Origin of the sequence: Paenibacillus sp. FSL P2-0136 (assembly GCF_037975325.1) — a bacterium.
In the GTDB taxonomy this organism is placed as follows: Bacteria; Bacillota; Bacilli; order Paenibacillales; family Paenibacillaceae; genus Paenibacillus_AQ; species Paenibacillus_AQ silagei.
Genome location: NZ_CP150244.1, coordinates 5,271,029 through 5,294,944 on the forward strand (window position 1 = coordinate 5,271,029; position 23,916 = coordinate 5,294,944).

The window sequence follows — 23,916 nt, forward strand, 5'->3', positions numbered from 1 at the left end:
GGAGTACGCACATATGAGAAAATCAATGTGTCTGTTGCTGGTACTGCTGCTGCTGACAAGCTGCGGTATCGCTAATAAAGAGACATCACCCTCTCCTCAGGATAAACAGTCGGCTGAAGCGGTGCACAGCCAGGGGAACCGCGGAGTGCGGACTTTGTCGGAAGATGGTACAGCCGTACAGGAGCCCACCCCGGATTCGGGACAACCTTCAGCAGGCAAGCGCGACAGCGATGTGGCACTCAAGGATCATTTTGAACAATTAGCGCGAAGAGTCCCAGGTGTAGAAGGCGTCCACTGTGTCGTCATGAACAACCTTGCCGTGGTCGGCATTGATGTGGACGGCGCCCTTACCCGTTCGCGGGTCGGAAGCGTGAAATATTCGGTAGCTGAAGCGATCCGCAAGGACCCGAGGGGCGTAAGAGTCCTGGTGACTGCCGACATGGACCTCAGCAGCAGGCTGGCCGAGATGGGCAAGCATATCTCCAAGGGCAACCCGGTCTCGGGCTTCGCCTCCGAGATGGCCGATATTATCGGCCGGATCATTCCGCAGCTGCCGGAGGATATAGAGCCGCAAGGCAATACCCGGTAGGAGCTAATTTCAAAAAAAGCCTAGTGATAGCACACTAGGCTTTTTGCATGGCGGCAAACACTTGTCCGTCCAGCTTCTCGGCCGCACGTGCATCGTATACCTTCGCATATTTCGGAGCAGATTCCAGGTGCGCACCATAGAACAGCGCATTGCGGACCGCTTCAATCTCAATATCAAAACAACACATCTTAAACGGAACATCCGGCAACGGGTCCAGCCGAACCGCAGCATGACCGTTAATGGCATGCACCGTCCCTTCGCCAAACACAGTAATCGTTACCCTCGGGTTAACCTTCATATTGTTCACCAGTCTGGAGCGGTGGTCCACAGCCAGCCGGACAATGGAAGGGCTCACAGCATAGATCCAGGAGATCGCAGTCGACGTAGGTCCGCCGGATTCTGCATCCACAGTGTTAAGAAGAACAAACGTCTCCGATTGCAGCATAGCTAGCAGAGTTTCATTGAGCTGAGCAACGGCTTCAGACATAGTTACAGGCCCCCTATGCGGCAAGAATACATTCAATTTATTATATTATAGCACAGGACGAAACTTGCATTCAATTTACAGATTGTACCCTGCCTGCTGCTCAAGGCTGGCCTGAGACCACTGCAGCGGACACTCCGGATATCCGGTCCTGAAGGCTTTTCTTGGCTGCGTCCAGCTCCTTATCGTTAATATATACATAGGGGCTGCGCCAGGTTCCGGTTACCGGTACATATTCGACACTCTCCTTGGAAATATCCCAATACGTAGCGATCAGGCTCTTAATCTGCGCATTCTCAATATCGCTCTCCAGATTATCGTCCACCGCATCCAGCACCCGGCCGATTTTGAGAACACCGCCCAGCGACTGCATCTGAGAGATTAATGAAGTCAGTACCTCGTTCTGGCGCTTATTGCGTTCAAAATCATCCGAAGGCTTCGTCGCCGGCTTGCAGTTGGACTTGCGGTAACGCACATAATCCAGCGCTTTATCTCCGTTTAGCTTGGCTTCGCCTTTTTTAAGATTAATATTGGTGCCGTCCACACTGTCCGTGTAACACATATTGGCACTAATATTAACGTCTACGCCGCCGAACTCATCCACAATATCCCGGAAGCCCTGGAAATCCAGTACGGTTGCGTAATCGACCTTAATGTCCAGATATTTGCCCATCATCTTCTTCATCTCATCCTCGGCCAGAGTCCCGGAGGTCTTCTCCTTGCTCTTGAAGCGGGAGTAAAAGGCATTGATCTTCGTCTTCTTGTATCCGCCAAGCTCGACATATGTATCACGGGGTAATGAGACCACCGTAGCTGATTTGGTCTCCGGGTTCAAGGCCGCGACCATGATCACATCCGTCAGGTTGGACGGGTGCTTCGGACGGTTGTCCGTTCCAAGCAGCAGCATCGTCAGCGGCTTCTCCGAGGCGGATTGTCCTGCCGCAACCGGCTGGTCCACGCCGAATCCTCCGTGGTCCACCTTCCAGTACAAATATCCTGCGTAACCTAATGCTGCTATAACAGCAATCAGGAGAATGATGAGCAGCACCCTCATCAGCCGGGCGAAGAATCCGCGCTTTTTCGGTTTCCGCGCTTTTTTCTTTGCAGTTGTAGCTGAAGCAGCAGACCTCGGCTGCTGCCGGTTAGTAGTGGTGCTTCCTTGCTGGCTGTTCCTTCTGGGTGGCAAATTGCCCTTGCTTGTATTCATAATCCTTTTAGTTCCTTTTCATTCAACTGGAGTTGAAGTAGATAACTTCGTAATAACTTAGACGAGCCCTGTCATCAAAAGTTGCGCCTACTGCCGTTTTGCAGCCGCTGCAGCCTTCCGCTTCTGCCGGGCCTCCACCAGGTAGCGGACCCGCACAAGCAGCATCAGCCCGACCGCTACCAGCAGGCACTGGATGATCGGCAGCTTGTCATGCTGGAAGATCAGAAGCATGCCTGAGCCTGCCGCCATCATCACATACAGTACGATCTCTTTGCCGATCGGCAGCTTCTGATTGACGCGGAATACTCGGTTATACACATAAGTGAGTAAGATAAAAATGACAATGTAAGCGATAACTGGATGCTCAGCGAACCAGCTTTGCATAGCCCGTCACTCCTTCCGGATCATAAGTTACGCTTACATTATATCACCCGCAGCCGTTTTATACTGCTATTAATCCCTGCAATTTGAAAGATCCCCGCCTGTAAAATGAGAAAAGCCGCCGGAATAATCCGGCGGCTTCATTGTTATCAGCTTACGCTTGGCTGGCTTGCGCCGCCTTACGCTGCTTCTCTACACGCTCGCGCTCGCCCTTATTCAGGATCTTTTTGCGCAGACGTACAGATTTAGGAGTGATCTCACAATATTCATCATCATTCAAGTATTCAAGCGCGCCTTCCAAAGAGAAGGTACGTGGGGTCTTCATTTTTACAGTATCATCTTTGCCTGAGGTACGCATGTTGGTAAGTGCTTTTTCTTTACAAATGTTAACGATAATATCGTTATCACGGGTATGCTCGCCAACAATCATACCTTCATAAATTTCTGTACCTGCATCCAGGAAGAGAATACCACGATCCTCAACACCCACGATTCCGTATTGGGTTGTTGTGCCACTTTCACTTGCTACAAGCACACCCTGATGACGTCCGCCAACTTGGCCGCCAACCAGTGGAGCATAGCTGTCGAAGGCATGGTTCATTACACCGTAGCCGCGTGTCAGCGTCAGGAAATGTGTGTTATAGCCGATCAGGCCGCGTGCCGGAATCAGGAATTCCAGACGGACTTGGCCGGTACCGTGGTTGATCATGTTGACCATCTCGGCTTTACGGCTGCCCAGACTTTCCATAACGGAGCCCATGCTTTCTTCCGGAATGTCAATCATGAGGCGCTCAAGCGGCTCGGATCTGACACCATCGATGTCTTTAATGATTACTTGCGGTTTAGACACTTGCATCTCATAACCTTCACGACGCATATTCTCGATCAGAATACCAAGGTGAAGCTCACCGCGTCCAGAAACGATAAACGCATCAGGACTGTCTGTCTCATCTACACGCAAGCTCACATCCGTTTCCAGTTCTTTGAACAGACGCTCACGAAGCTTACGGGAAGTTACCCATTTACCTTCTTTACCGGCAAAAGGACTGTTATTCACAAGGAAAGTCATTTGCATCGTTGGCTCGTCAATCTTAAGAACAGGCAATGCTTCAGGGTGCTGCGGATCAGCAATCGTCTCACCGATGTTGATGTCCTTGATACCGGCAATAGCCACGATGTCGCCTGCTCCGGCCTCTTCTGTCTCCACACGCTTCAGACCCTGGAAGCCGAACAACTTCTCGATACGGGCAGTCTTGCTCTTGCCGTCACGCATGATGACTGTAACGGACTGGCCTTGCTTGATTACACCGCGGTTCACGCGGCCAATGGCGATACGGCCCAAGTATTCGTTGTAGTCCATCAGTGTTACCAGGAACTGCAGCGGTTCTTCAACCTTCTCGGTTGGAGCCGGGATATGCTCAACGATTGTTTCGTATAGTGAAAGCATGGTCTCATCCTGCTTCTCAGCATTCATGCTCGATGTGCCGTTAAGCGCAGAAGCATAGACTACAGGGAATTCAAGCTGATCGTCACTGGCTTCAAGCTCAATGAACAAGTCCAGCACTTCATCAATAACTTCCTTCGGACGTGCAGCCGGACGGTCAATCTTGTTCACGACTACGATTGGGGTCAGGTGCTGTTCCAGCGCCTTGCGGAGTACGAATTTGGTCTGCGGCATGCAGCCTTCATATGCGTCAACAACGAGCAGTACGCCGTCAACCATCTTCATGATCCGTTCTACTTCGCCGCCGAAGTCAGCGTGTCCAGGTGTATCTACGATGTTAATCAGGAACTCTTTATAAGTGATTGCTGTATTTTTAGCTAGGATTGTAATTCCACGTTCCCGTTCGATATCGTTAGAGTCCATGGCGCGTTCTTGAACGTGCTCGTGCGCGCTGAAAATCCCGGACTGCTGAAGAAGCTGATCGACGAGTGTTGTTTTACCATGGTCAACGTGGGCAATGATCGCAATGTTACGGATATCTTTTCTTGAATGCATGATTTGTATCCAAATCCTCTCATTTATCAAATTAAAACTGTTTAAATTCTTAGCATGTCACGGCAGTCTCACAAAAGAAGCGCCAGGCAGAAAGCCGACGCTCCAACATTCCTTAATTTTATAGTGAAAGTACTATGAAAAGCAAGTCTTTTTCTGAAAAAAAACGTTGCCAAGTCCGCTTAAATTTTCTAATTTTGCTTCATGTCCGGCTCAGCGGTCTTGAATTGTCCTATCAGGGCGTGTAGACGACCTGTCCTACCAGCCACCGTTCCACTTCTTGCGGCTTCCCGGTCTGCCTCTTCCCAGCATCAGCCACAGTCCCGCAGCAACCAGCACAGCGCCGAGCAGATAAAGCGCACCAGTACCCAGCAGGGTGAAGATAACCAGCACTACACTAAGCAATCCAAGGATCACAGCGGCTGTAGTTAACCCTCCGGTTCTGCCTGAAGCATACAGCGAATATTCGTACAGTCCCACTGCGATCCCCAGCAGAAGAACAGGCCATAAGTATCTCATGAGGTCCCAGCCCCAGGTATTGCATAAGCCGAAGAGCAAGCCGTACACCGATAGTATGCCCGCAGGAATGAGTACAGATGCAGAAGCGCGGCGGGTGAAAAAGAGCACATGCAGGAACAGGCCCGGAACCAGAATGATGAGCGGCCATAAGGCCCGTCCCAGAAAACCGAACACCCCCAGCTTGCCCAGCAGAATCACGAGCCCGGCGGCGGCGATGAACACACCCAGTTTCATGTCATTTTTGGAAGACATCTTTCACCTATCCCTTCAAAATTTCGTGTCTTTTCACCGGTCGGTGCCCCTTCAGCAGGCAAATCCGGCGACAGGTTTTCCTTTATTTTATCTGATAAACGCATAAAACACCATCATTCTTCACGCATCCCGGCGGGGCATTCTCGAAAAAAAAGAAATAAGGCTGCACCAAAGCCTTCCAGCTTTTGGTACAGCCTTATTATTGCCGGTTATCAGCCTGCGGATACTTTCCTGTGCTTCAGCATGCCCGTGACAACCACAATAATGCCCAGCAGCATTGGCAGTATGGTATGAAGCGTCGGCAGCAGGAACGAAATCACCGGGCCGAATTTGGCATCCTGCAGCAGCATGTTCCCGGCGGTATACGCCAGAATATAGGCACCGATGAAGATCAGCACCGGGAAGCGGTGCAGCCAGCCCACGATGATGCCGCTCCCCCAGACGACAATCGGAATGCTGATCGCAATCCCGATCACAATCAGTGCCAGATCCCCTTTGGCCAGCCCGGCAATCGCCAGTACATTATCCAGGCTCATGATAAAGTCCGCCAGCAGGATGGTGCGCACCGACTTCCAAACGCTAGGGCTTCCCTCAATTCTCAGCTCTTCCTCGTCCTCGAGCAGCAGTTTGAAGGAAATCCAGAGCAGCAACATGGCCCCTCCGGCTTCAATATACGGAATCTTGAGCAGCAGCACTGCGGCGAAGGTCAGGATACAGCGCAGCGCGACTGCTCCAGCGGCCCCCCACCAGACTGCCAGCTTCCTGTGCTTCTCCGGCAGATTCTTGCTGGCCATTGCAATGACCATGGCATTGTCTCCGCTGAGCACCAGATTAATCATTAGAATTTCACCAAGCAGCAATAATGAATCCATCCACCTCAGCCTCCCTGAACTCCATGTATCTACATGTATGCCGGGGGGCGACAAGCTATGCTTCTTGTCCCGCTATTTTAGAAACTGCGCATGTACGGCCGGATTGCAGCGTATATCTATAGTCTCCGGCCAGAATGGCCGCAAGGGGAATGCAAGCCACCAAACCTATAGGAGTGACCCGGGATGAATACATCCGCTGCGGATTTCATATTATCTCTGCTGAATATCGTGTTCCTTGATCTTATTCTGGCGGGCGACAATGCCATCGTCATCGGCCTGGCCGCGCGGAACCTGCAAGGACAACGGCAGAAGCAGGCAATTCTTCTTGGCACAGGCGGAGCGGTAATCTTGCGGATCATCGCCACGATTCTTGTGGTGTGGCTGCTAAAGATTCCATGGCTGCTGGCCATCGGCGGGCTGCTGCTGATCCTTATTGCTTATAAGCTGCTGTCCGGCGGCAGTGCAGAGACGGATATTCAGGCCGGCGGAACGCTGTGGGCGGCTGTTAGGACAATTATTATAGCCGACGCAGCCATGGGACTGGACAACGTCATTGCTGTTGCCGGTGCAGCGAATCATAATATTACGCTGGTCGTACTGGGACTACTGATCAGTGTGCCTATTGTGGTCTGGGGAAGCACCCTGTTTATCCGGTTGATCAACAGATATCCATGGATTATCTATCTCGGGTCAGGCGTACTCGGCTTCACAGCCTCCAGCATGATTTCCGGCGAGAAGGTCATTGCCCCGTACTTCAAGTCACATCCGCTGCTGCATGTTCTGTTCATCGCCGCAGTCATTGCCGGTATTCTGGCTGCGGGACACTGGAAGCGCCGCCGGACACAACTCGCTGTTCAGAACCATTCTTCCTGAAGGCCTGCCTGCGCCGGTACCAAGTCCTCCGGCTTCTCGTTGCCATAAGGTGTAATGAGTACGGTCTCGGTTCCGGCAACCGCCGTATCGAGTAAGGCCTGATAGCCCGGCAGCGTCGCTTCAATCTTGTCTACAATCCGCAGGTTCGGATTCGTCGTCGGTGATTTGGGCACGAACAGTGTACAGCAATCCTCGTATGGCAGGATGGACAAGTCATACGTACCGATGGTCTTGGAGAGCTCCACAATCTCACTCTTGTCCATCATCACCAGCGGACGCAGCAGCGGCAGAGCCGTTGCACGCCCGATCACATTCATACTTGGCAGGGTCTGGCTGGCCACCTGGCCCAGACTATCGCCGGTAATCAGCGCAAGCGCCCCCTCCTTCTCCGCAAGTGCGGTAGCAATCCGCAGCATAGCCCGGCGCATGAGTGTAATAATCAGATTATCCTGCCCGATTCCGGTAAAAGAGGTCTGCACCTCCGTAAACGGAACCAGATGCAGCTTGATCACACCAGCATAACGTGACAAGATACGGGTCAAATCTACAACCTTCTGGCGGGCAAGCTCGCTCGTATAAGGATAGCTGTAAAAGTGAACACACTCTACCTCCAGCCCCCTGCGCATGGATGACCAGCCCGCAACCGGACTGTCGATCCCGCCGGAGAGCAGCAGCATCGCTTTGCCGTTCGTTCCCAGCGGGAAGCCGCCGACTCCGGCAATATTCTCACAGAAAATAAGAGTATGACCTTCCCGAATCTCAATCTTCAGCTCCAGATCGGGAGACTTCACATCTACCAGCAGCCCCGGATAACCCTGGAGCAGCGGTGTAGCTATAAGCTTATTCATCTCTATAGAGCCGTAAGGGAAGCCCTTCCACACCCGGCGCGCGCTAACCTTGAAGCTGGTTCCCGCCGCCGGAGCAATAAGGTGGAGGAAGGTCCGGCTGGCCGCAAGAATATCGCCGAATTCCGGCCGGGAGACCTTTACCGGGCTAATCGAGGCGATCCCGAATACTTTTACTAGCGCCTCTGTTAATTCTCCTGCCGGTTCACCGTTCAATTCGACGTAGATCCGCCCGAATTCCCGGGTCAGCTTCACGTTCGGATAAGGCTTCACCATCTCCTTCACATGCCGCAGTACGGTCTTCTCGAACCGGCTGCGGTTCTTCCCTTTCAGAATGAACTCCCCGAAGCGCAGCAGGAGCATATCGGCATAGTCCATGCTGCTTCCGTATCCGCCATTCTGTGCTCCGCTACCTGTCTCTGTTGTTGTCATTGGTTATTTCATGCCTCCTTCTGCAATCTTCAAGGATTGAACGGCTGCCAGCAGCGCCTGCTCCAGCCGGCTCACATCCTGCTGCGTATGACTGTCCCCCAGGCTGATCCGTATGCCGCCAAGCGCAGCAGCGGTATCCCTGCCCATGGACAGCAGAATCCGGCTCGGCTCGGCCAGTCGCGAGGAACAGGCGGAGCGTGTGGCGACCGCCATCCCGAGCTCTTCCAGCCTGCGGGCCAAGACCTCCCCCTTCATGCCGGGGTAAGAGAAGTGGACAATATGCGGCGCCCCGTCCTCCATGCTGTTCAGTACAAGCTCCGGTATCCCTGCTATATAATTCTCCAACTGCGCCTTGAGCGGACGAATTCGGGCGCTGAAGGCCTCCCGCTGTTCTCCGCTCATCCGCATGGCCTTGGCTGAAGCTACAATATTCGGCACATTCTCTGTCCCGGCGCGCTTGCCCTGTTCCTGGGAACCGCCAGTCAACAAGGGAAACAGCGTGACGCCTTCTCTGACATAGAGAATTCCCGTCCCGCGCGGCCCGCGTAATTTATGCGCGGACAGGCTGTACAGATCTGCCTGCCAGTCCTTCAGTGGAGCCTCAAGCTTCCCGTAGCCCTGCACGCCGTCTACATGGAAGAGCGTCCGGCGGTTCACCGCCTTGACCAGTTGTCCGATCTCACGCAGCGGCTGTACCGTGCCGATCTCATTATTCACATGCATCACACTGACCAGCACCGTATCCGGCCGGACCGCAGCGGCAATCCGCGAGGGTTCGACCACCCCCTGAGGGTCAGGGGCTACGAAGGTAACCTCCCAGCCCAGCTTCTGCAGCTGAAGACAGCTCTCGTAGACCGAAGGGTGCTCCAGCTCCGTGGTCACAATATGCCGCCCTCTGCTCTGATACTGCAGCGCAGCTCCTTTGACCGCCAGATTGTTGCTCTCGGTAGCACCCGAGGTGAATATAATTTCCTGCGGCATCACATCAAGCGCAGCTGCGCACACCTCACGCGCCCGCTTGATCAGCTTGTCCGCCTCTTCTCCCGCCCGGTGCAGGGAAGAGGGGTTGGCGAAGTGCTTCCTCATCACCTGCTCCAGTGTCTGCACAACCTCCTCATAGGGAGGGGCAGCAGCGGCATAATCCCAATACAGCATATATCTGCGTTCTCCTTTGTTGATCAGAATTCATAACTGCTTATATGTTGCAAAAAGGATCAAACGGCCTGCCTCCCAAAAGAAGCAGGGGGCAGATTCCGTTTGATCCTTATATTATACCGCGAATTGCGCGCGGGCGCGTTCTATTTTGGCAATGTAGGCCTGTGTCTCCTTCGGAAGCCCGGAGAGATTCGCCATAAGCTCAGCATCGCTGCTGACTCCAAGCTTGTTCACCCGGCCCGGTCCGGCATTATAGGCGGCCAGCGCCATCTTCTCCTGTCCGTCATACCGCTTAAGCTGGTACGAGAGGTATCGTACGCCGCCGTCAATGCTCTGAGCAGGATCGAAGGGATCAGAGACACCCAGTCCGTTAGCCGTTCCGTCCATTAACTGCATCAGTCCCTTGGCACCGGCAGAAGATACAACATTCGGATTGAAGGAGGATTCCGTATCAATAACCGCCTTGATCAGATCAACCGGAACACCATATTTCGCGCTGGCAGTCTGAATCAGCTGTTCATAATCCGTCGGCACGGTCTGCGTTATTTCCCCGGAAATGCCGCTATTCGCCCCTGCTGCTTCCCCAAGCTGCTGCCAGAGCAGATTATCCATCGAAGAGGTACCTGCAAGAGCAACGTATGTGCTTTTATTGCTGCTGTCAGTGGCTTGAGACGTCCCGGCTGCCTGATGAAGCATTGCAGTGAACGCCGCTGCCGAGGCACCGGTCACTCCGGGGTTCGATTTGGTATCCTCACGCTTCATGCTTGAGCTTCTCAGGTCTACCCATTTCAACTGACCGCTTGGCGCAGCGGCATTGATTGACATGCATTCATTCCCTCTTTCACGCGAAGTCTTATATTTGAACTTTACTATTTATTCACAGCAATTACTATATGCCTAAGCGAAAAAACAGACCTCAGACCTGCATAGTTAGGTCTGATAGCCTGTTTTGAAAATCGGATGTGCAGATTCAGCCGGCGCTAACGGGCAAAAGGAATTAAGACAAAATAGCTTAAAGTGGATACAATCCCCAGCCCCATCGACCAGGCCCCGGCTGATTTTTGTCCTCTGGCATACGCATAATACCCCAGAACAGCGGCGATCGGCCCCAATATAATGGACCAGATGAATAAGGATACTACACCGAAGCCCAGGCCGATATAGCCAATACTCCTGTCCTCTCCCTCTCTTACACGGCCTGATGTCCGCTGAGCTTCGCCGCTCCGTTCCATAGTGTTCTGAAGCTGCGAGGGGAGCGGACTGAGCTCGGCGGCATACTCCTCATTGTGGCTTCGGTCCCGGCGGGGGTAATCGACTCTGCTGCGCGGGCGCAGGATCACCTTTCGGCGGGCGGAACGGTCCACTTTGGGTTCATCATTCGGATTATCCATAAGGGCCTCCTTCTCAGGCGTTCGGCTTGAACGTCAGACAACAGGTTGCGGACGAGGTTCCGGCATGATCATGATGATTACCCGCCGTCAGCTCCTCTGCGTATTCCTCCATGTAACGGCTGCCTGCATGCTGATCGATCTCAATGACAATTTCCTCGGCACGGCACAGGTTCTGTTCTCCCCAAAAATGACAGTTGCTTACACTACACTTCACAAGCGGTTTAGCGTTTGTCATAATGATCACCTCGTCATGTATTATGCCCGCTGGTGAAATCGGCTATGCGGCTGAAGGCTGCTCACCTGAACACACAAGTGGAAACGGCTTTGCCGTCCTTTTAAAGGCTGTTACCGTTTCGGCGAGAAATTGATTTATTGCGTGAAACACATAAATGCTTATATTTACAAAAAAAAGACCGCCCCAACCAGCCATATCGGCAGTTTGGACAGTCTTTTACAGAAATAAGATGATAGACCGGACAATGGATTACACCTGATTCTGCATCCGCTTCTCTGTCAAATAATCATTCTCATAATAAGTCAGATCATCACGCAATTCTTCATAGACCTTGGTGATCTCCATAATGATATCGCGTGCCGGACGCACAGGCTTCTTACGGAAACGGATCGCATCCTGCCCGGTATAGGCGTAACGTCCATCCTCCGAATAACTCTCATTCTTAGGATAGAAGAAGTTATTAACTCCTAGATGATATACATTATATAGCGCTTTTTGCGCGAAAGGTTCATCGAAGGTAGCGCGGCGCAATGCAAGCCCAAGCTTCTCATAAGACATTTCCGAGAACACCAGCAGATGGCGGAGATCAGACAGGAACCCCCGATAGAAATGCAGCGTTTCTTCATCCTCTTCGGTAACAAGCTGCGGAAGCGCATGCTCATTCAGGAACAGTTCCATTTTGTCGATAACGGATTTAAGCTTCTCTCTCGTCGATTCACACAATTTCTGCACACTTACTGCTGACATGGCGGTTGCTCCCCCTTATTGTTCCTTGCATTAGTAGTTGTTAATGACACTTAGACATTGCAGTTGTACTCTCTTGATAGTATCACAAAATCTCCTAAGCCTCCACCGTACGGATACCGGAAAAGAATCCTTCTTCTAAAAAGAAAAGTACAAGCCCCGGAAGGCGCTTTCTTTTTGATATTAACATAAAACCAAGGACGGCGGTAGCCTTTTCGTAAGATGAATAAAACCAGCTTCAGCTCCGAACCCTAACAGGTATATGAAACGACAAGGAAGGAGCGGAAATCATGTCACGTAAAAATCTAACCGTCGCCGGTATAGTCACTGCCGCGCTGACCGTACTGCTGCTCACCTTCGCCCTGCGGCCGGAAGGCAGCGGCGGCACCCTTCGGCAAGCGTCTGTGCCTAAACCCTCTCAGGAAAAAGCGATCAAAAAAACCACCCTTGTGCAGGATGTATCGGCCACTGACAAATTGAACCGAGTCGATGTGCACAGACATCTGAGCACACTGCTGGCCGATATGCATCATGCTTCCCCTGAAGCTATCTCAGCTTATGCCGAGAGCCTTCAGCAGGGGCACGGGCATATTACCATGCTGATGATGGTTGATTTCAACACCCGTAAGACAACCACCTTCAAATCTTCACTGCCGGAAGGAACCGACCAGGAGAATAAGCAGCTGCTTCATTATCTGAACACCGCCAAAGCTGCGATTAAAGGCCACCAATCCTATGAATCCCCCTCGTTCATCATCGGCGACAAAAAGTATTATTTCGTAGCCCAGCGAAACCGGGAGGGACAAGTGGCTGTCATCGCTCTAATTAACCAGAAGATTCTGGACCGCGTTGCGCTGCATCAGCTGAAGAATCTGCGGCTCATTCCGTACCCGAAGGAAGGCAAGTACCGGGTAGAATCCGTCCATGCCGATACCTTGAAGGACATCACGGTCAAGACCGGACATGACAATGAGAATGCCAGCCATTACTACGAGAATGAGATTGTCGTCCGCTTCCCGAATGGACATCCCACGGCGGCACAGCTTCAGATCATCGCTGCCGATATCCGCTGCAAGGAGCCGCGCAAGCTGGGGTATGCCTTTATTTTCCGGTCAGACAAGATGAGTTACTCCCAGCTCAAGACTTACTTCGCCAATAAGTGGCATCCGCTGTACGCAGAGCCTCACTATATGTACTTAACCAATGATACGGTCAGTGAAAATACGGGAGCTAATGTGATTACCCCTAACGACCTGCTCTTCTCAACTTACCAGTGGAATCTGCCGGCGATTGAAACCCCGCAAGGCTGGAATCTGTCCAAGGGCAGCAAGGAGGTCGTAATCGCCGTTGTGGATACCGGTGTTCAAGCGAACCACCCGGATCTGAAGGGGCAGCTGCTCAAGGGCTACAATGCGATTACCAGCGGCAGCACGCCGGATGACGATGTTGGACATGGCACTCATGTGGCCGGCATCATTGGAGCGTTAACCAATAATGAAGAAGGGGTCGCCGGCATCAGCTGGTACAACAAGATCCTTCCGGTAAAAGCGCTGGATAATTCCGGGGCGGGCACCACCTATTCGGTAGCCGAGGGCATTATCTGGGCGGCAGACCAGGGGGCCAAGGTGATTAATCTCAGCCTGGGCAACTATGCCGATTCGCAGTTTCTGCATGATGCGATTAAGTATGCCTATGACCGGGATGTAGTGATTGTCTCCGCTTCCGGCAATGACAATACGGAGCGGCCGGGATATCCCGCAGCCTATGAAGAGGTGATTGCAGTCGCCGCAACGAATGCGGCGGGAGAGCGTGCTTCCTTCTCCAATTACGGGGATTACATCGATGTGGCTGCACCCGGGGAGAGCATTGCCAGCACCTATCCCGATAATCAGTATGCGGCGTTATCCGGCACCTCGATGGCCAGTCCCCATGTAGCGGCGCTGGCCGGACTGGTGCGCTCCTTGAACCCTGCGCTGACGAACAAGGAAGTGACCGCGCTCTTGACCTCTAATGCCATCGATCTGGGCACCGCCGGCCATGATAAGTATTACGGCTGGGGCCAGGTGGATATCTACCGTACCCTGCAGGCGGCAGGAGGAGGGCAGGTTCCGCTCCAGCTGTTCCCGCAGCAGGTCGGCAAACAGCTCGATTCTATACAATAAGCTGCGGCCGTTAGCGGTTAAGAGCGCAGATGCCGTTCCAGCAGCAGCAGGAACCGGCGGAGTCCGCGCTCCATCCCCTCCTGCGTCAGCTGCGAATAGCTCAGCCGGATATGCCTGGAGGGGATATCCCCGGCATAGCAGACATCGCCCGGCAGGAAGAAGATCCCTTCCTGCTCGGCCAGAGCATGCAGCTGCTCAATCCCGGGGGATTCCGGCAGCTGCAGCCACAGATTTAGCCCGCCCCCCGGCAGCTGCCAGGTTACCCCGGCCGGAGCATTCTGCTTCAGCAGCCTCGCTGCCGCCTCCTGGCGGGCACGCAATGCTGACCGCAGCTTCGCTGCGTACTCGTCATACTGGCGCTCGATGAAGGGCAGCACTGCCCGCTGGGTCAGCAGCGGACTGCCCAGATCACTGGCCGACTTGGCGGCGATCAGCCGGGAGAGAATATTGCCCTCAGCGGCGACACAGGCGATCCGGCAGCCGGGGGCGAGGACTTTGCTGAAGCTCTTCATGTAGACTACATGCCCGGCGGTATCCAGCGATTTAATGGACGCCGGGGGCGGCTGATGGAAATACAGGTCACTGAACGGATCATCCTCCACAATGAGACAGCGGTAGCTGCGGGCAAGCTCCAGCAGACGCTGTCTTCTTGGCATGCTCATCGTGACCCCGCTCGGATTCTGGAAGGTCGGATTGGTATAGATGAGCTTAGGCGGCCTCCGGTCACACATCGCTGTAAGCCGGTCCACCCGCATGCCCTCCCCGTCCATCGGAACGAAGATCATCTCAGCCCCCCGCCCGGCAAAAACATCAATCGCCCCCGTATAGCTGGGCGCCTCCAGATACACCGTATCCCCCGGACCGACAAAGGTCCGGGCGACCAGATCGATCCCCTGCTGGGCGCCGCTTGTGATCATCAAATCATCCGCGCCCAGCTGGATTCCCCGGTTCTGCAGGTGCCTGCGCATCACCTCGCGCAGCTCCGGGTCACCCTGGAAATTACCATAGGTGGCCATCAGCTCAGGCTGCTCCTTCACAAGTGCAGCCATGGTCGTGCCAATCGGCCCGAGCGGAAGCAGGCTGCTGTGAATGGAGGCCAGATGAAAGGGATAGTCCACCTCAGAATAATCGAAGTTACGCCAGAGCTGGGCCCGTGGCAGATAGTCATCATAACCGTCCTGCCACCTTGCTTCTGCCCCTTGCCTGCTCCGGTCCCGTTCTGCCACATAGCAGCCCTTCCCCTGGCTGCAAAGAATATGTCCGCGCAGCTCCAGGTCAGCATAAGCCTTGCTTACCGTTACCTGGCTTACCTTCAAGGAGGAAGACAGACCTCTAACGGACGGCAGCCGCGTGCCCGGCTGGAGCAGTCCCGAGGTGATACGCTGCGCGATCGTCTCACTGATCTGCCGGGGCAGCGATTTGTCACCGCTGCGGAGTAAATCAATATGCATGGTCCGTCTCCTCCCAACTGTTATATTTATCGCTTTACTGTTATACCGCTATACCGTTATGATACTACAAAATTCAGAATAGCAGGGAGCATGAATATGAAGATCAACTATGCGGATATGACGAACCATCTGGGGTCCTCCGCAGTCCGCGATATCCTTAAGATCACACAGGGTAAGGACATCATCTCGCTTGCTGGCGGGCTGCCTGCCGAAGAACTGTTTCCGGCAGAAGCGATCCGGGAAGCTTACAGCCGAGTTCTGAGCGGCGACAGTTCTGCGCTGCAATACGGACTGACAGAAGGCTATCTTCCGCTGCGTGAACAGATTGCCGCCAGACTGGGGCAACAGGGCATCCCTGTCTCCTCCGATGAAATGATCCTCACTACCGGCTCCCAGCAGGCCATAGATCTGCTCTGCAGAATTCTGCTTGATCCGGGAGACACCGTACTTGTAGAGGCACCGACCTATCTCGCCGCCTTGCAGGTACTGGGCTCTTACCGGGCAGACATCCAGGTTGTAAAGAGCGATGAGGAAGGGCTGCTGCCGGAGCATCTCGAAGAGCAGCTTCGAGTGCACCGCCCTAAGCTGTTGTATGCCGTCCCCACTTTCAACAACCCGTCAGGCGCAACCTGGAGCAAGGTACGCCGTGAACAAGTGGTGGAGTTATGCCGGAAATACGGCGTGCTGATGCTAGAGGATAATCCGTACGGAGAGATTAGGTTCGATGAATCCCCGGAAGCGTACCCGCCAACCCTCGCAGCCATCGACAGGAATCTGGGCGGGGATACCTGTGTGGTCTATACAGGTACCTTCTCCAAGATCGTAGCTCCGGGACTGCGGACAGGCTGGATCATTGGCCCCGCCGGGCTGGTCAGAGTGATCGCCAGAGCCAAGCAAGCCGCCGATTTGCACTCCAGTACCATCGATCAGCGCGCCCTGCATGAGCTGCTGCTGTCCTTCGACCTTGAAGCCCATATCCGGCTGGTCTCCCGGGAATACAAGTCACGGATGAAGCTGCTATCAGCAGAGTTGGCTTCACAGAACTGGCAGGATACATCCTTCCTGGAGCCGCGCGGCGGCATGTTCCTGTGGCTAAGCCTGCCTGCCCGGATACATACCGCCGAGCTGCTGCCGCTTGCTGTGGAGCAAGGAGTTGCCTTCGTTCCGGGCGAAGTCTTCTATTCGGAGCAGCCCATGAAGAACACGATGCGCCTGAATTTCACCCATACCCGGCCGGAGCTGCTCCCGCTCGCAGTGCAGCGCTTGTCCACCGCGCTGTCCCGGTATGAGGAGCGTTTATTGCCTCTGTAACTCCATCCGCCCGCAGCAATTGAAGTATCCATACTCTCGTTCAATGCTCCGGATAACCCAACATTTTCTCACAAAAAGGCGGCCCCCATCAGGAGGCCGCCGTCTTATTGTTCATATAGTGTGATTAGTGCAAGGTCTTGTTAAAGTTGTCAGTTAGGAAAGTTTGCCGTAAGCCGGGTTCTGTGCTCGTTGTGGTTCAGCCGGGAACTACCCTCCCACCATAAGCGACAATCATCTATCTAGGCCATACATTACTGCACAGCTCCAGCGACCAACCTAGACACGCCTCAGGCGAAGGCTGCGGCTTCCGTGAAGAAGACGCTGCGTCTCATTAGGTCTTGCTCCAGATGGGGTTTACCAGGAACGAAGTCACCAGCGTTCCTCGGGGTCTCTTACACCTCGGTTCCATCCTTGCCTGTGCCGCCCGAAAGCGGCCATCGGCGGTCCATTTCTGTGGCACTATCCTTCAGCTCGCGCCGACTGGACGTTATCCAGCACCCTGCCTTGTGGAGCCCGGACTTTCCTCCCGCATACGCTCTCACGCATACCGGCGATTGTCTGTCAAACTTTCCGAAACAACATTGTATATTATACAGATATGCCGCCCAGCGCACAAGTGTAAATAATAACAGCCTACAGGAATGTAAAAGGCTCGGTATCCGGCTGCGAGGCATGCACCGCCGTGCCGTACTTATGCTCCGTCAGCTTGCCGGCCAGAAACTCCGCTACCTTCACCTTCATGATCTTCTCCGCATTATGGCCCGGATCGATCAGGGCGATTCCCGCGAGGTGCGCATCCTGTGCGGTATGGTAATCGATATCGCCGGTCACCAGCACATCCGCTCCCTTGAAGATAGCGCTGCTGTAGTACTTGGCACCGGACCCGCCCATGACTGCCGCCTTGCGGACCTTGCGGTCCAGATCTCCAACTACCCGCACGCTCTCCACATCCAGCCCGCGTTTGACCGTATCAATGAACTCACCAAGCGTTGTTGGCTCCTTAAGCTTCCCTACTCTTCCAAGTCCAAGGCTGCGTCCCTTGAGGTCCATGGAATACAGATCATAAGCCACCTCTTCATACGGATGAGCCTTCAGCATGGCCTGTACCACCTTGTTACGGATCGTATGCGGCACAATCGTCTCGATACGGACCTCCTCAGCCCGCTCCAGCTTGCCAGGCGTGCCGAGGTACGGGTCCGTGCCCTCCTGCGGAATGAAGGTGCCATAGCCTTCGATATTGAAGCTGCAATGGCTGTAATTGCCGATCCAGCCCGCTCCGGCGTTCAGGATGGCATCCAGCACCTTCTGGTGATGATCCTTCGGCACGAATACCACCAGCTTGGACAGCTGCTCGGTATGAATATCCTTGATCGGTGCACCGTTCTCAATGCCCAGCGCCTCGGCCATCCAGTCGTTCATTCCGCCTTCGGCCACATCCAGATTCGTATGGCTGATATACACGGCAATGTCGTTTTTGATCAGCTTCTCATATAAGCGGCCCGCCGGGGTATCTGTCAGAATCCCTTTGATCGGCCGGAAAATCACCGCATGATGGGCAATAATCAGATTACAGCCCTTCGCAATCGCTTCGTCCACAATGCTCTCATTGACATCCAGCGCCACCAGCACCCCGGTGATTTCCTTCTGGAGACTGCCGACCTGAAGCCCGACATTATCCCATTCCTCAGCCAGATGCTTCGGAGCAAGCTGCTCCATGTATCCAATTACGGTCTGTCCTTTGGCAAACATTCCAGCACCTCCGCAATCCGTTTAATCTGAAGCTTGATTCTGCTGCGCTTCTCCTCAGCTGCCTCCAGCTCCGAACGTGCGAGCGAGGCCAGAATGCTCTCCAGCTTGGAGATTTCACCCTGCCATTTGGCAGCGAATACTTCATTCGGCGCTTGTAGCAGCAGCGGTCCCATCTCCAGCAGCAGCGCCTGATCAAGGGCTACCTTTCCTCCGGTAAGCAGACGTCCGCTGTACAGCTCTTCATTCGTCCCCGCCGCTTCAGCGCCCTCTGGGACAGCGGTCAGGATCTCGTAGATTTTGCCGTCTTCCTCCAAAATATGCTCCGAGACCAGCACCCAGCTGTTAGCCAGCAGCCAGCGGCGCAGAATATCCTCGCCTACATTGGGCTGCAGCGCGAGCGTCTTCACCCCGGCCAGCTTGCCGAGCTTCTGCCCGCGGTCCAGAATCGCCGCGATCAGTGAGCCGCCCATCCCGGCAATGGTAATGCAGTCCGTTTCCCCCGGCTCCAGCACCTCCAGCCCGTCTCCGCGCCGTACAGCGATCTTAGCACCGAGTCCTGCTTCCGCAACACCACGACGCGCCGCTTCAAAGGGTCCCGGATTTACTTCTCCGGCAATAGCTGAAGGCACCCGGCCGCTTTTCACAGCGGCAACAGGCAGCAGGGCATGATCTGAGCCGATATCGGCAAGTCTGCTGCCCGCAGGGACCTGCTCCAGCAGCAGCTGAAGCCGGTCAGATAATTTTACGTTGTTCATGAGGCCACCCACGTTATCCATTTTTTTCTGAAGAGGAACAGCAGCGCAAGGCCCACTGCAATCTTCAGTATTAATATCAGCGAGGTCCATTCCGGGAATCCCGCTCTGAGCCATAGCGCATCCACCTCCGGCATCAGCCAGAGGGCAGCACCCGCCCCCAGGTACACCCCAGAGACCCCGCTAACCTTGTGATACATCAACCAGCTCATCCAGATCATAAGCACACACAGCGGAAGCCAGAGCAGCTCCAGCTCCAGAAGAGAGGCGTCCGGCCGGACATGTCCGAAGAATCCTGCATAGAGCAGAGCCCAGAAGGCATATCCGCAGAAATGAAGCAGTCCGATGCGCAGAAAAAAACCAAGCACACACCACAGCAGCCCGCAGGCCGCAATCAGCAGCGGTGTCCAAAAATCAGCATCCAGCTTATGCAGCTCAATCAGCCACAGTCCGAATCCCAGCGTTAAAATGCTGCCGATTCCCGCCAGCATCAGACTGATTGTCTTGTTGCGGTTCAGGTAAATCGCTGAATATCCATAACAAATAATTAGGACGCTGAGCGCTGTAGCAAGTTGCAAAGGCCAGGGAAAAACGCTAAAATAAAGACTAATCAAGAAAATCAAGGAAATAATTCCAAAACCAAACAGCCAAATTTTGATGCTTCCCTGCTGGAGATTCCGTAACGATACCGGGTTGCTGTCCTTCACCTCTGCCTGATCATCATACAGGTTAGTCAGGAAGTCACAATATTGCTCGGGCAACAGCTTGCTTCTTCTCCAGTATTGAATTTCTCTTAATATAGTATCACGTTTCTCCAGGTTCAACCGGCATCCCTCTTTCCAGAACTTGCCTTCACTTTCATTATAAGCTCCCGCACACGGCGGGGCTCCAGCATTGGTGAATCCCCTTGACAACATAATAGGACCTCCTGCCACCGTGCAGCAGAAGGTCCCGGTTGTACGGTCTATTCGAGGAAATCCTTCAGCCGCTTACTGCGGCTGGGGTGACGCAGCTTACGAAGCGCTTTGGCTTCGATCTGGCGAATCCGCTCACGGGTTACGCCGAACACCTTGCCCACTTCCTCAAGTGTTCTCGTCCGTCCGTCATCCAGTCCGAAGCGCAGACGGAGCACATTCTCTTCACGCTCAGTCAGCGTGTCCAGCACATCCTCCAGCTGTTCCTTCAGCAGCTCATATGCCGCTGCATCCGCAGGCGCCAGCGCCTCCTGGTCCTCAATGAAATCTCCCAGATGCGAATCATCTTCCTCACCAATCGGTGTCTCCAGCGATACCGGCTCCTGGGCAATCTTCATGATCTCTCTAACCTTCTCAACGGTAAGCTCCATCTCCGCTGCAATCTCTTCAGGCGATGGCTCGCGTCCCAGCTCCTGCAGCAATTGGCGGGAGACCCGGATCAGCTTGTTGATGGTTTCAACCATATGCACCGGAATACGGATCGTACGCGCCTGGTCGGCAATTGCACGCGTAATCGCCTGACGAATCCACCAGGTTGCATAAGTACTGAATTTGAAGCCTTTGTTATGGTCAAACTTCTCAACGGCCTTGATCAGACCCATGTTTCCTTCCTGAATCAGATCCAGGAACAGCATGCCGCGTCCGACATAACGCTTGGCGATACTGACCACGAGCCGCAGATTCGCTTCTGCCAGTCTCCGCTTCGCTTCCTCATCACCATTCTTGATCCGCATCGCCAGTTCCACTTCATCGTCAGCCGATAACAGCGGCACGCGGCCGATTTCCTTCAGATACATCCGGACGGGATCGTTGATCTTGATCCCCGGAGGCAGCGACAGATCATCGTCAAAGCTGAAGTCGTCTCCTTCTTTGTCCTCATTGTCTTCGCTTGGACGGAGGCTGTTCACCTCTTCATCGTTCTCATTGACAACCTCGATCCCCAGATCGCTCAGCTGCTCGTAGAATTCCTCCATCTGCTCGGGGTCTTGATCGAATGGCGACAATTTCTCCATGATATCTTTGTAATTAAGTGATGATCTTTTCTTCCCGTGATCAATAAGCTGATCCTTAACCTGATCCAGAGTAAATTCCGCTTCCAGTTCAGTGTGCTGATCGTTCGCCATAATTCGACTCCCTCCTCCCTAGGTACATCCTGTCAACAGCTCATTGTCTCTCTAGGGCTAAAATTTCACTTGCTATTTGTGCTGCACGCAAAAAGTCACCGGATTTCTCCGCCTGAATCATCTCTTCACGCTTGGGTTCAATTTTGCGCTGCAGAGGATACTTCCGCACTTCACGAATACAATCGTCCAGAACCTGGGTATTCCAGTCTGGAGGGGTATCCATCATGGAGATGGCCGTTGCGGTCTTCTCCAGACGGTCGTCCTGAAGCGATGATAGAAACCGGCTGATGCCGGGTGGTTTGCCTTGCGCATAATAAGCATATAGATAAGCGGCGATTGCCGCATGATCATCAATATTGAACTCTTCCCCGAGCCGTTCACCCACATAGGCCGCTGCTTCCGGGTCTTGAATCATCAATGATAACAGGCGCCGTTCCGCAACATGGTAAGCAGGCAGTAAGGTAGGTGTCTGCACTTGCCCTTTTTTATGCCTACCATTATTCCACCTATTATCGTTATTATCCCCTTCGGGGTTGTTTTTTTGCATGGAAGCCCGAAGTAAATTGCAATCCTGCTTCAGACTGTCGTAGGACAGCTCAAGCTCGGAGGCGATTTCCCGCAGGTACACCTCCCGCTCCGTTGAAGAAGGGAGCCCGGCGATAATCTCCAGAGCCTCCTTGACATAGGCAATTTTGCCGTCTTCCTCTAGGAGTATATGGTTTTTTTTCAGATATATAAGCTTAAATTTGATGGATGACACGGCAGAGTCAATCACCTGTTCCCTGAATCTGTCCCCGCCATGCCGGGAGATGAATTCATCCGGGTCGAGGCCGCTTGGAAGCAGGGCTACCTTGACCCGCAAACCGCTGGCTTCCAGGATAGGAATGGCCTTAAGGGCGGCAGCTTGTCCAGCCTTATCTCCATCATAGGCAAGCACAATCTCATCTCCAAGGCTCTTCATCAGGCCCACGTGACCCTCGGTGAGCGAGGTTCCCATCGTGGCTACCCCGTTCTGTACACCTGCCTCCCAAGCCGAAATGACATCACCGTATCCCTCGAACAGGACGATTTGCCGCGTTTTGCGGATGGATGCTTTGGACTGGTGCAGATTGTACAGAATGCGGCTTTTGTTGAATAAACGGCTCTCGGGAGAGTTCAAATACTTCGGCTGCCCCTCCCCGAGAATACGTCCGGCGAAGGCGATCGTCTTACCCATGCGGTTCGCAATCGGAAAAATAACCCGGCCGCGGAAGCGGTCCAGATAGCCTTTGCCTTCCCCTCTGGCAGACAATAGTCCGCCCTTCTCCATCTCGGCGAGATCGAAGCTGCGCTTCTCCAGAAACTGCAGCAGCGTATCCCAGCGGTCCGGCGCGTAGCCGATCTGGAACTGGTCAATCATTTTGTCGCTGAAACCCCGGGTTCTTAAGTAATCCATGGCGGCAGTGCCGTATTCCGTGTTCTTCAGCAAAAAATGATAAAACTTCGCCGATAATTCATACGCCTGAATCAGCCGGTCCCGCTCAGGATCGGGGGCAGCAAGCGCCCCGCCTCTCCCCTCAGGAACAGGGATATCACTCTCTTCCGCCATGATTCTGACTGCTTCGGGGAAGGATAATCCTTCGATTTCCATCCTGAATTTGATGGCATTTCCGCCCATACCGCAGCCAAAACAATGAAAGACTCCCCGGTCAGGGGTGACAGTGAAGGAAGGGGACTTCTCCGAATGGAACGGGCAGAGGCCCCATAAATATTTACCCTGCTTGGACAAATGGACAACCTTGCTGACTGTATCGACAATATCATGCCGCGCCAGCACGTTCTCGATAACCTCTTCGGGAATAGGACCATGTCCGCTAGCCACTTCAACCACCTTCATCTCTTAACAGTTAAATATAATTCGCTATAGCTGGACATTCTCCTGCAAAATTGTTAAAAGTTTTGTCAGTTTATGTTGAAAAAGATTTTTTTCCTCTGCGGTAATCGCTTTGGGACCCTTGGAATAGTGGCCGCGCCTGCGTTCAACCGCCTTGGCATGCCTGCTCTCCAGCATAAAATCCATGGTAGAATTCTCATATTCCTGGCCCCGGTTCGAAAGTGCAAGGCAGCGTTTGCCCAGCGCCAGCGCAGCCAGTCCATAATCCTGCGTAATTACGACATCTCCTGCAGAAATATGATTGGCGATATAGAGGTCGGCACTGTCTGCCCCGCGGTCCACCTGAACCACCGTAACGCCTTCTTCCGCCCGCAGCACATGATCATAGGAAGAGACCATCAGCACCGGAAGCCCGAACCTGCGCGCCACGGTAATAATTTCCTGCTTAACCGGACAAGCATCACCGTCCACAACAATCTTCCTTAGCCGGAAAGTTCCCAAGCTCACCCTCACCAAATTCCTGTGTAATATATATTACGCTCTAA

General features: G+C 53.7%; 23 protein-coding genes and 1 other RNA gene. 4 read left to right on the top strand and 20 right to left on the bottom strand.

All coding sequences use genetic code 11. The features are described from left to right. Window positions 1-13 precede the first annotated feature (13 nt). Complete coding sequence (locus NYE26_RS22385; RefSeq protein WP_339250230.1) at window positions 14-589, top strand: YhcN/YlaJ family sporulation lipoprotein; 576 nt, start codon at window positions 14-16, stop codon at window positions 587-589. 34 nt (window positions 590-623) lie between these two features. Here NYE26_RS22385 and NYE26_RS22390 read toward each other — a convergent pair whose 3' ends face one another. The 6 genes from NYE26_RS22390 to NYE26_RS22415 all read right to left on the bottom strand — a co-directional run bounded on the left by NYE26_RS22390 (window position 624) and on the right by NYE26_RS22415 (window position 6,300). Then, window positions 624-1,076, bottom strand: a complete 453-nt coding sequence (locus NYE26_RS22390) for a pyridoxamine 5'-phosphate oxidase family protein (protein WP_036690242.1) — start codon at window positions 1,074-1,076, stop codon at window positions 624-626. A gap of 100 nt (window positions 1,077-1,176) precedes the next feature. Continuing rightward, window positions 1,177-2,280 (bottom strand): LCP family protein, encoded by a 1,104-nt coding sequence (locus NYE26_RS22395; RefSeq protein WP_339250232.1) that lies wholly within the window; start codon window positions 2,278-2,280, stop codon window positions 1,177-1,179. An 87-nt stretch (window positions 2,281-2,367) separates the two neighbouring features. Then, a complete protein-coding gene (locus NYE26_RS22400) occupies window positions 2,368-2,664 on the bottom strand; it encodes a YlaH-like family protein (RefSeq protein ID WP_036724304.1) in 297 nt (98 codons plus the stop codon). Window positions 2,665-2,815: 151 nt separating this feature from the next. Beyond that, complete coding sequence (typA, locus tag NYE26_RS22405; RefSeq protein WP_036724305.1) at window positions 2,816-4,660, bottom strand: translational GTPase TypA; 1,845 nt, start codon at window positions 4,658-4,660, stop codon at window positions 2,816-2,818. Between the two features lie 255 nt (window positions 4,661-4,915). Further along, complete coding sequence (locus tag NYE26_RS22410) at window positions 4,916-5,428, bottom strand: hypothetical protein (RefSeq protein WP_076075875.1); 513 nt, start codon at window positions 5,426-5,428, stop codon at window positions 4,916-4,918. A 212-nt stretch (window positions 5,429-5,640) separates the two neighbouring features. Then, on the bottom strand, window positions 5,641-6,300 hold the full coding sequence (locus NYE26_RS22415) for a TerC family protein (RefSeq protein ID WP_209872023.1): 660 nt from the start codon (window positions 6,298-6,300) through the stop codon (window positions 5,641-5,643). A 183-nt stretch (window positions 6,301-6,483) separates the two neighbouring features. On the opposite strand from NYE26_RS22415, the gene NYE26_RS22420 reads away from it, so the two are divergent. Then, a complete protein-coding gene (locus NYE26_RS22420) occupies window positions 6,484-7,173 on the top strand; it encodes a TerC family protein (protein ID WP_339250237.1) in 690 nt (229 codons plus the stop codon). Here the strand turns inward: NYE26_RS22420 and thiI are convergent. From thiI to NYE26_RS22450, 6 genes are all read right to left on the bottom strand, one after another. Beyond that, window positions 7,155-8,396 (bottom strand): tRNA uracil 4-sulfurtransferase ThiI, encoded by a 1,242-nt coding sequence (gene thiI, locus NYE26_RS22425; RefSeq protein WP_339257586.1) that lies wholly within the window; start codon window positions 8,394-8,396, stop codon window positions 7,155-7,157. The two genes, NYE26_RS22420 and thiI, sit on opposite strands and share 19 nt — an antisense overlap. Window positions 8,397-8,453: 57 nt before the next feature. Beyond that, window positions 8,454-9,605, bottom strand: a complete 1,152-nt coding sequence (locus NYE26_RS22430; protein WP_339250239.1) for a cysteine desulfurase family protein — start codon at window positions 9,603-9,605, stop codon at window positions 8,454-8,456. A gap of 114 nt (window positions 9,606-9,719) precedes the next feature. Further along, the gene (locus tag NYE26_RS22435; protein WP_339250241.1) at window positions 9,720-10,430 is read right to left on the bottom strand and encodes a lytic transglycosylase domain-containing protein; all 711 of its coding nucleotides are present in this window, start codon (window positions 10,428-10,430) and stop codon (window positions 9,720-9,722) included. Between the two features lie 155 nt (window positions 10,431-10,585). Further along, entirely contained in the window at window positions 10,586-10,996 is a 411-nt protein-coding gene (locus tag NYE26_RS22440) for a hypothetical protein (RefSeq protein WP_339250243.1), read from the bottom strand. Between the two features lie 13 nt (window positions 10,997-11,009). Next, a complete protein-coding gene (locus NYE26_RS22445; protein ID WP_339257588.1) occupies window positions 11,010-11,234 on the bottom strand; it encodes a DUF1540 domain-containing protein in 225 nt (74 codons plus the stop codon). A gap of 246 nt (window positions 11,235-11,480) precedes the next feature. Next, a complete protein-coding gene (locus NYE26_RS22450) occupies window positions 11,481-11,978 on the bottom strand; it encodes a YpuI family protein (RefSeq protein ID WP_036724316.1) in 498 nt (165 codons plus the stop codon). Window positions 11,979-12,265: 287 nt separating this feature from the next. On the opposite strand from NYE26_RS22450, the gene NYE26_RS22455 reads away from it, so the two are divergent. Then, window positions 12,266-14,137 carry a S8 family peptidase gene (locus tag NYE26_RS22455; protein WP_339250245.1) on the top strand — a complete coding sequence of 624 codons (1,872 nt, stop codon included), beginning with the start codon at window positions 12,266-12,268 and terminating at the stop codon, window positions 14,135-14,137. A 17-nt stretch (window positions 14,138-14,154) separates the two neighbouring features. Here the strand turns inward: NYE26_RS22455 and NYE26_RS22460 are convergent, their stop codons facing one another. Further along, window positions 14,155-15,588 (bottom strand): PLP-dependent aminotransferase family protein, encoded by a 1,434-nt coding sequence (locus NYE26_RS22460; protein ID WP_339250247.1) that lies wholly within the window; start codon window positions 15,586-15,588, stop codon window positions 14,155-14,157. Window positions 15,589-15,684: 96 nt separating this feature from the next. Between NYE26_RS22460 and NYE26_RS22465 the strand changes: the two genes are divergently transcribed. After that, a complete protein-coding gene (locus NYE26_RS22465; RefSeq protein WP_339250249.1) occupies window positions 15,685-16,899 on the top strand; it encodes a PLP-dependent aminotransferase family protein in 1,215 nt (404 codons plus the stop codon). Window positions 16,900-17,053: 154 nt separating this feature from the next. On the opposite strand, the gene rnpB is transcribed toward NYE26_RS22465, so the two are convergent. The 7 genes from rnpB to NYE26_RS22500 form a co-directional block, all read right to left on the bottom strand. After that, window positions 17,054-17,469: RNase P RNA component class A (gene rnpB / locus NYE26_RS22470), an RNA gene on the bottom strand. A 63-nt stretch (window positions 17,470-17,532) separates the two neighbouring features. Next, on the bottom strand, window positions 17,533-18,648 hold the full coding sequence (locus tag NYE26_RS22475) for a Nif3-like dinuclear metal center hexameric protein (protein WP_339250251.1): 1,116 nt from the start codon (window positions 18,646-18,648) through the stop codon (window positions 17,533-17,535). Continuing rightward, entirely contained in the window at window positions 18,624-19,403 is a 780-nt protein-coding gene (locus tag NYE26_RS22480; protein WP_339250253.1) for a class I SAM-dependent methyltransferase, read from the bottom strand. The genes NYE26_RS22475 and NYE26_RS22480 overlap by 25 nt, the downstream gene beginning before the upstream one ends. Continuing rightward, window positions 19,400-20,317: a hypothetical protein gene (locus NYE26_RS22485; RefSeq protein ID WP_339250255.1), complete on the bottom strand. Its 918-nt coding sequence runs from the start codon at window positions 20,315-20,317 to the stop codon at window positions 19,400-19,402. The genes NYE26_RS22480 and NYE26_RS22485 overlap by 4 nt, the downstream gene beginning before the upstream one ends. A gap of 47 nt (window positions 20,318-20,364) precedes the next feature. Continuing rightward, a complete protein-coding gene (rpoD, locus tag NYE26_RS22490) occupies window positions 20,365-21,498 on the bottom strand; it encodes an RNA polymerase sigma factor RpoD (protein WP_036690273.1) in 1,134 nt (377 codons plus the stop codon). Window positions 21,499-21,538: 40 nt separating this feature from the next. Then, window positions 21,539-23,374 carry a DNA primase gene (dnaG, locus tag NYE26_RS22495; protein ID WP_339250256.1) on the bottom strand — a complete coding sequence of 612 codons (1,836 nt, stop codon included), beginning with the start codon at window positions 23,372-23,374 and terminating at the stop codon, window positions 21,539-21,541. 24 nt (window positions 23,375-23,398) lie between these two features. Continuing rightward, the gene (locus NYE26_RS22500; protein WP_339250257.1) at window positions 23,399-23,878 is read right to left on the bottom strand and encodes a YaiI/YqxD family protein; all 480 of its coding nucleotides are present in this window, start codon (window positions 23,876-23,878) and stop codon (window positions 23,399-23,401) included. Between the last annotated feature and the right edge of the window lie 38 nt (window positions 23,879-23,916).

Excerpts from the sequence above, each read along its gene's own strand:
- NYE26_RS22385 (WP_339250230.1), top strand. The coding sequence starts at position 14 with ATGAGAAAATCAATGTGTCTGTTGCTGGTACTGCTGCTGCTGACAAGC.
- NYE26_RS22390 (WP_036690242.1), bottom strand. The coding sequence starts at position 1,076 with ATGTCTGAAGCCGTTGCTCAGCTCAATGAAACTCTGCTAGCTATGCTG.
- NYE26_RS22395 (WP_339250232.1), bottom strand. The coding sequence starts at position 2,280 with ATGAATACAAGCAAGGGCAATTTGCCACCCAGAAGGAACAGCCAGCAA.
- NYE26_RS22400 (WP_036724304.1), bottom strand. The coding sequence starts at position 2,664 with ATGCAAAGCTGGTTCGCTGAGCATCCAGTTATCGCTTACATTGTCATT.
- typA (WP_036724305.1), bottom strand. The coding sequence starts at position 4,660 with ATGCATTCAAGAAAAGATATCCGTAACATTGCGATCATTGCCCACGTT.
- NYE26_RS22410 (WP_076075875.1), bottom strand. The coding sequence starts at position 5,428 with ATGTCTTCCAAAAATGACATGAAACTGGGTGTGTTCATCGCCGCCGCC.
- NYE26_RS22415 (WP_209872023.1), bottom strand. The coding sequence starts at position 6,300 with ATGGATTCATTATTGCTGCTTGGTGAAATTCTAATGATTAATCTGGTG.
- NYE26_RS22420 (WP_339250237.1), top strand. The coding sequence starts at position 6,484 with ATGAATACATCCGCTGCGGATTTCATATTATCTCTGCTGAATATCGTG.
- thiI (WP_339257586.1), bottom strand. The coding sequence starts at position 8,396 with ATGGACTATGCCGATATGCTCCTGCTGCGCTTCGGGGAGTTCATTCTG.
- NYE26_RS22430 (WP_339250239.1), bottom strand. The coding sequence starts at position 9,605 with ATGCTGTATTGGGATTATGCCGCTGCTGCCCCTCCCTATGAGGAGGTT.
- NYE26_RS22435 (WP_339250241.1), bottom strand. The coding sequence starts at position 10,430 with ATGTCAATCAATGCCGCTGCGCCAAGCGGTCAGTTGAAATGGGTAGAC.
- NYE26_RS22440 (WP_339250243.1), bottom strand. The coding sequence starts at position 10,996 with ATGGATAATCCGAATGATGAACCCAAAGTGGACCGTTCCGCCCGCCGA.
- NYE26_RS22450 (WP_036724316.1), bottom strand. The coding sequence starts at position 11,978 with ATGTCAGCAGTAAGTGTGCAGAAATTGTGTGAATCGACGAGAGAGAAG.
- NYE26_RS22455 (WP_339250245.1), top strand. The coding sequence starts at position 12,266 with ATGTCACGTAAAAATCTAACCGTCGCCGGTATAGTCACTGCCGCGCTG.
- NYE26_RS22460 (WP_339250247.1), bottom strand. The coding sequence starts at position 15,588 with ATGCATATTGATTTACTCCGCAGCGGTGACAAATCGCTGCCCCGGCAG.
- NYE26_RS22465 (WP_339250249.1), top strand. The coding sequence starts at position 15,685 with ATGAAGATCAACTATGCGGATATGACGAACCATCTGGGGTCCTCCGCA.
- NYE26_RS22475 (WP_339250251.1), bottom strand. The coding sequence starts at position 18,648 with ATGTTTGCCAAAGGACAGACCGTAATTGGATACATGGAGCAGCTTGCT.
- NYE26_RS22480 (WP_339250253.1), bottom strand. The coding sequence starts at position 19,403 with ATGAACAACGTAAAATTATCTGACCGGCTTCAGCTGCTGCTGGAGCAG.
- NYE26_RS22485 (WP_339250255.1), bottom strand. The coding sequence starts at position 20,317 with ATGTTGTCAAGGGGATTCACCAATGCTGGAGCCCCGCCGTGTGCGGGA.
- rpoD (WP_036690273.1), bottom strand. The coding sequence starts at position 21,498 with ATGGCGAACGATCAGCACACTGAACTGGAAGCGGAATTTACTCTGGAT.
- dnaG (WP_339250256.1), bottom strand. The coding sequence starts at position 23,374 with ATGAAGGTGGTTGAAGTGGCTAGCGGACATGGTCCTATTCCCGAAGAG.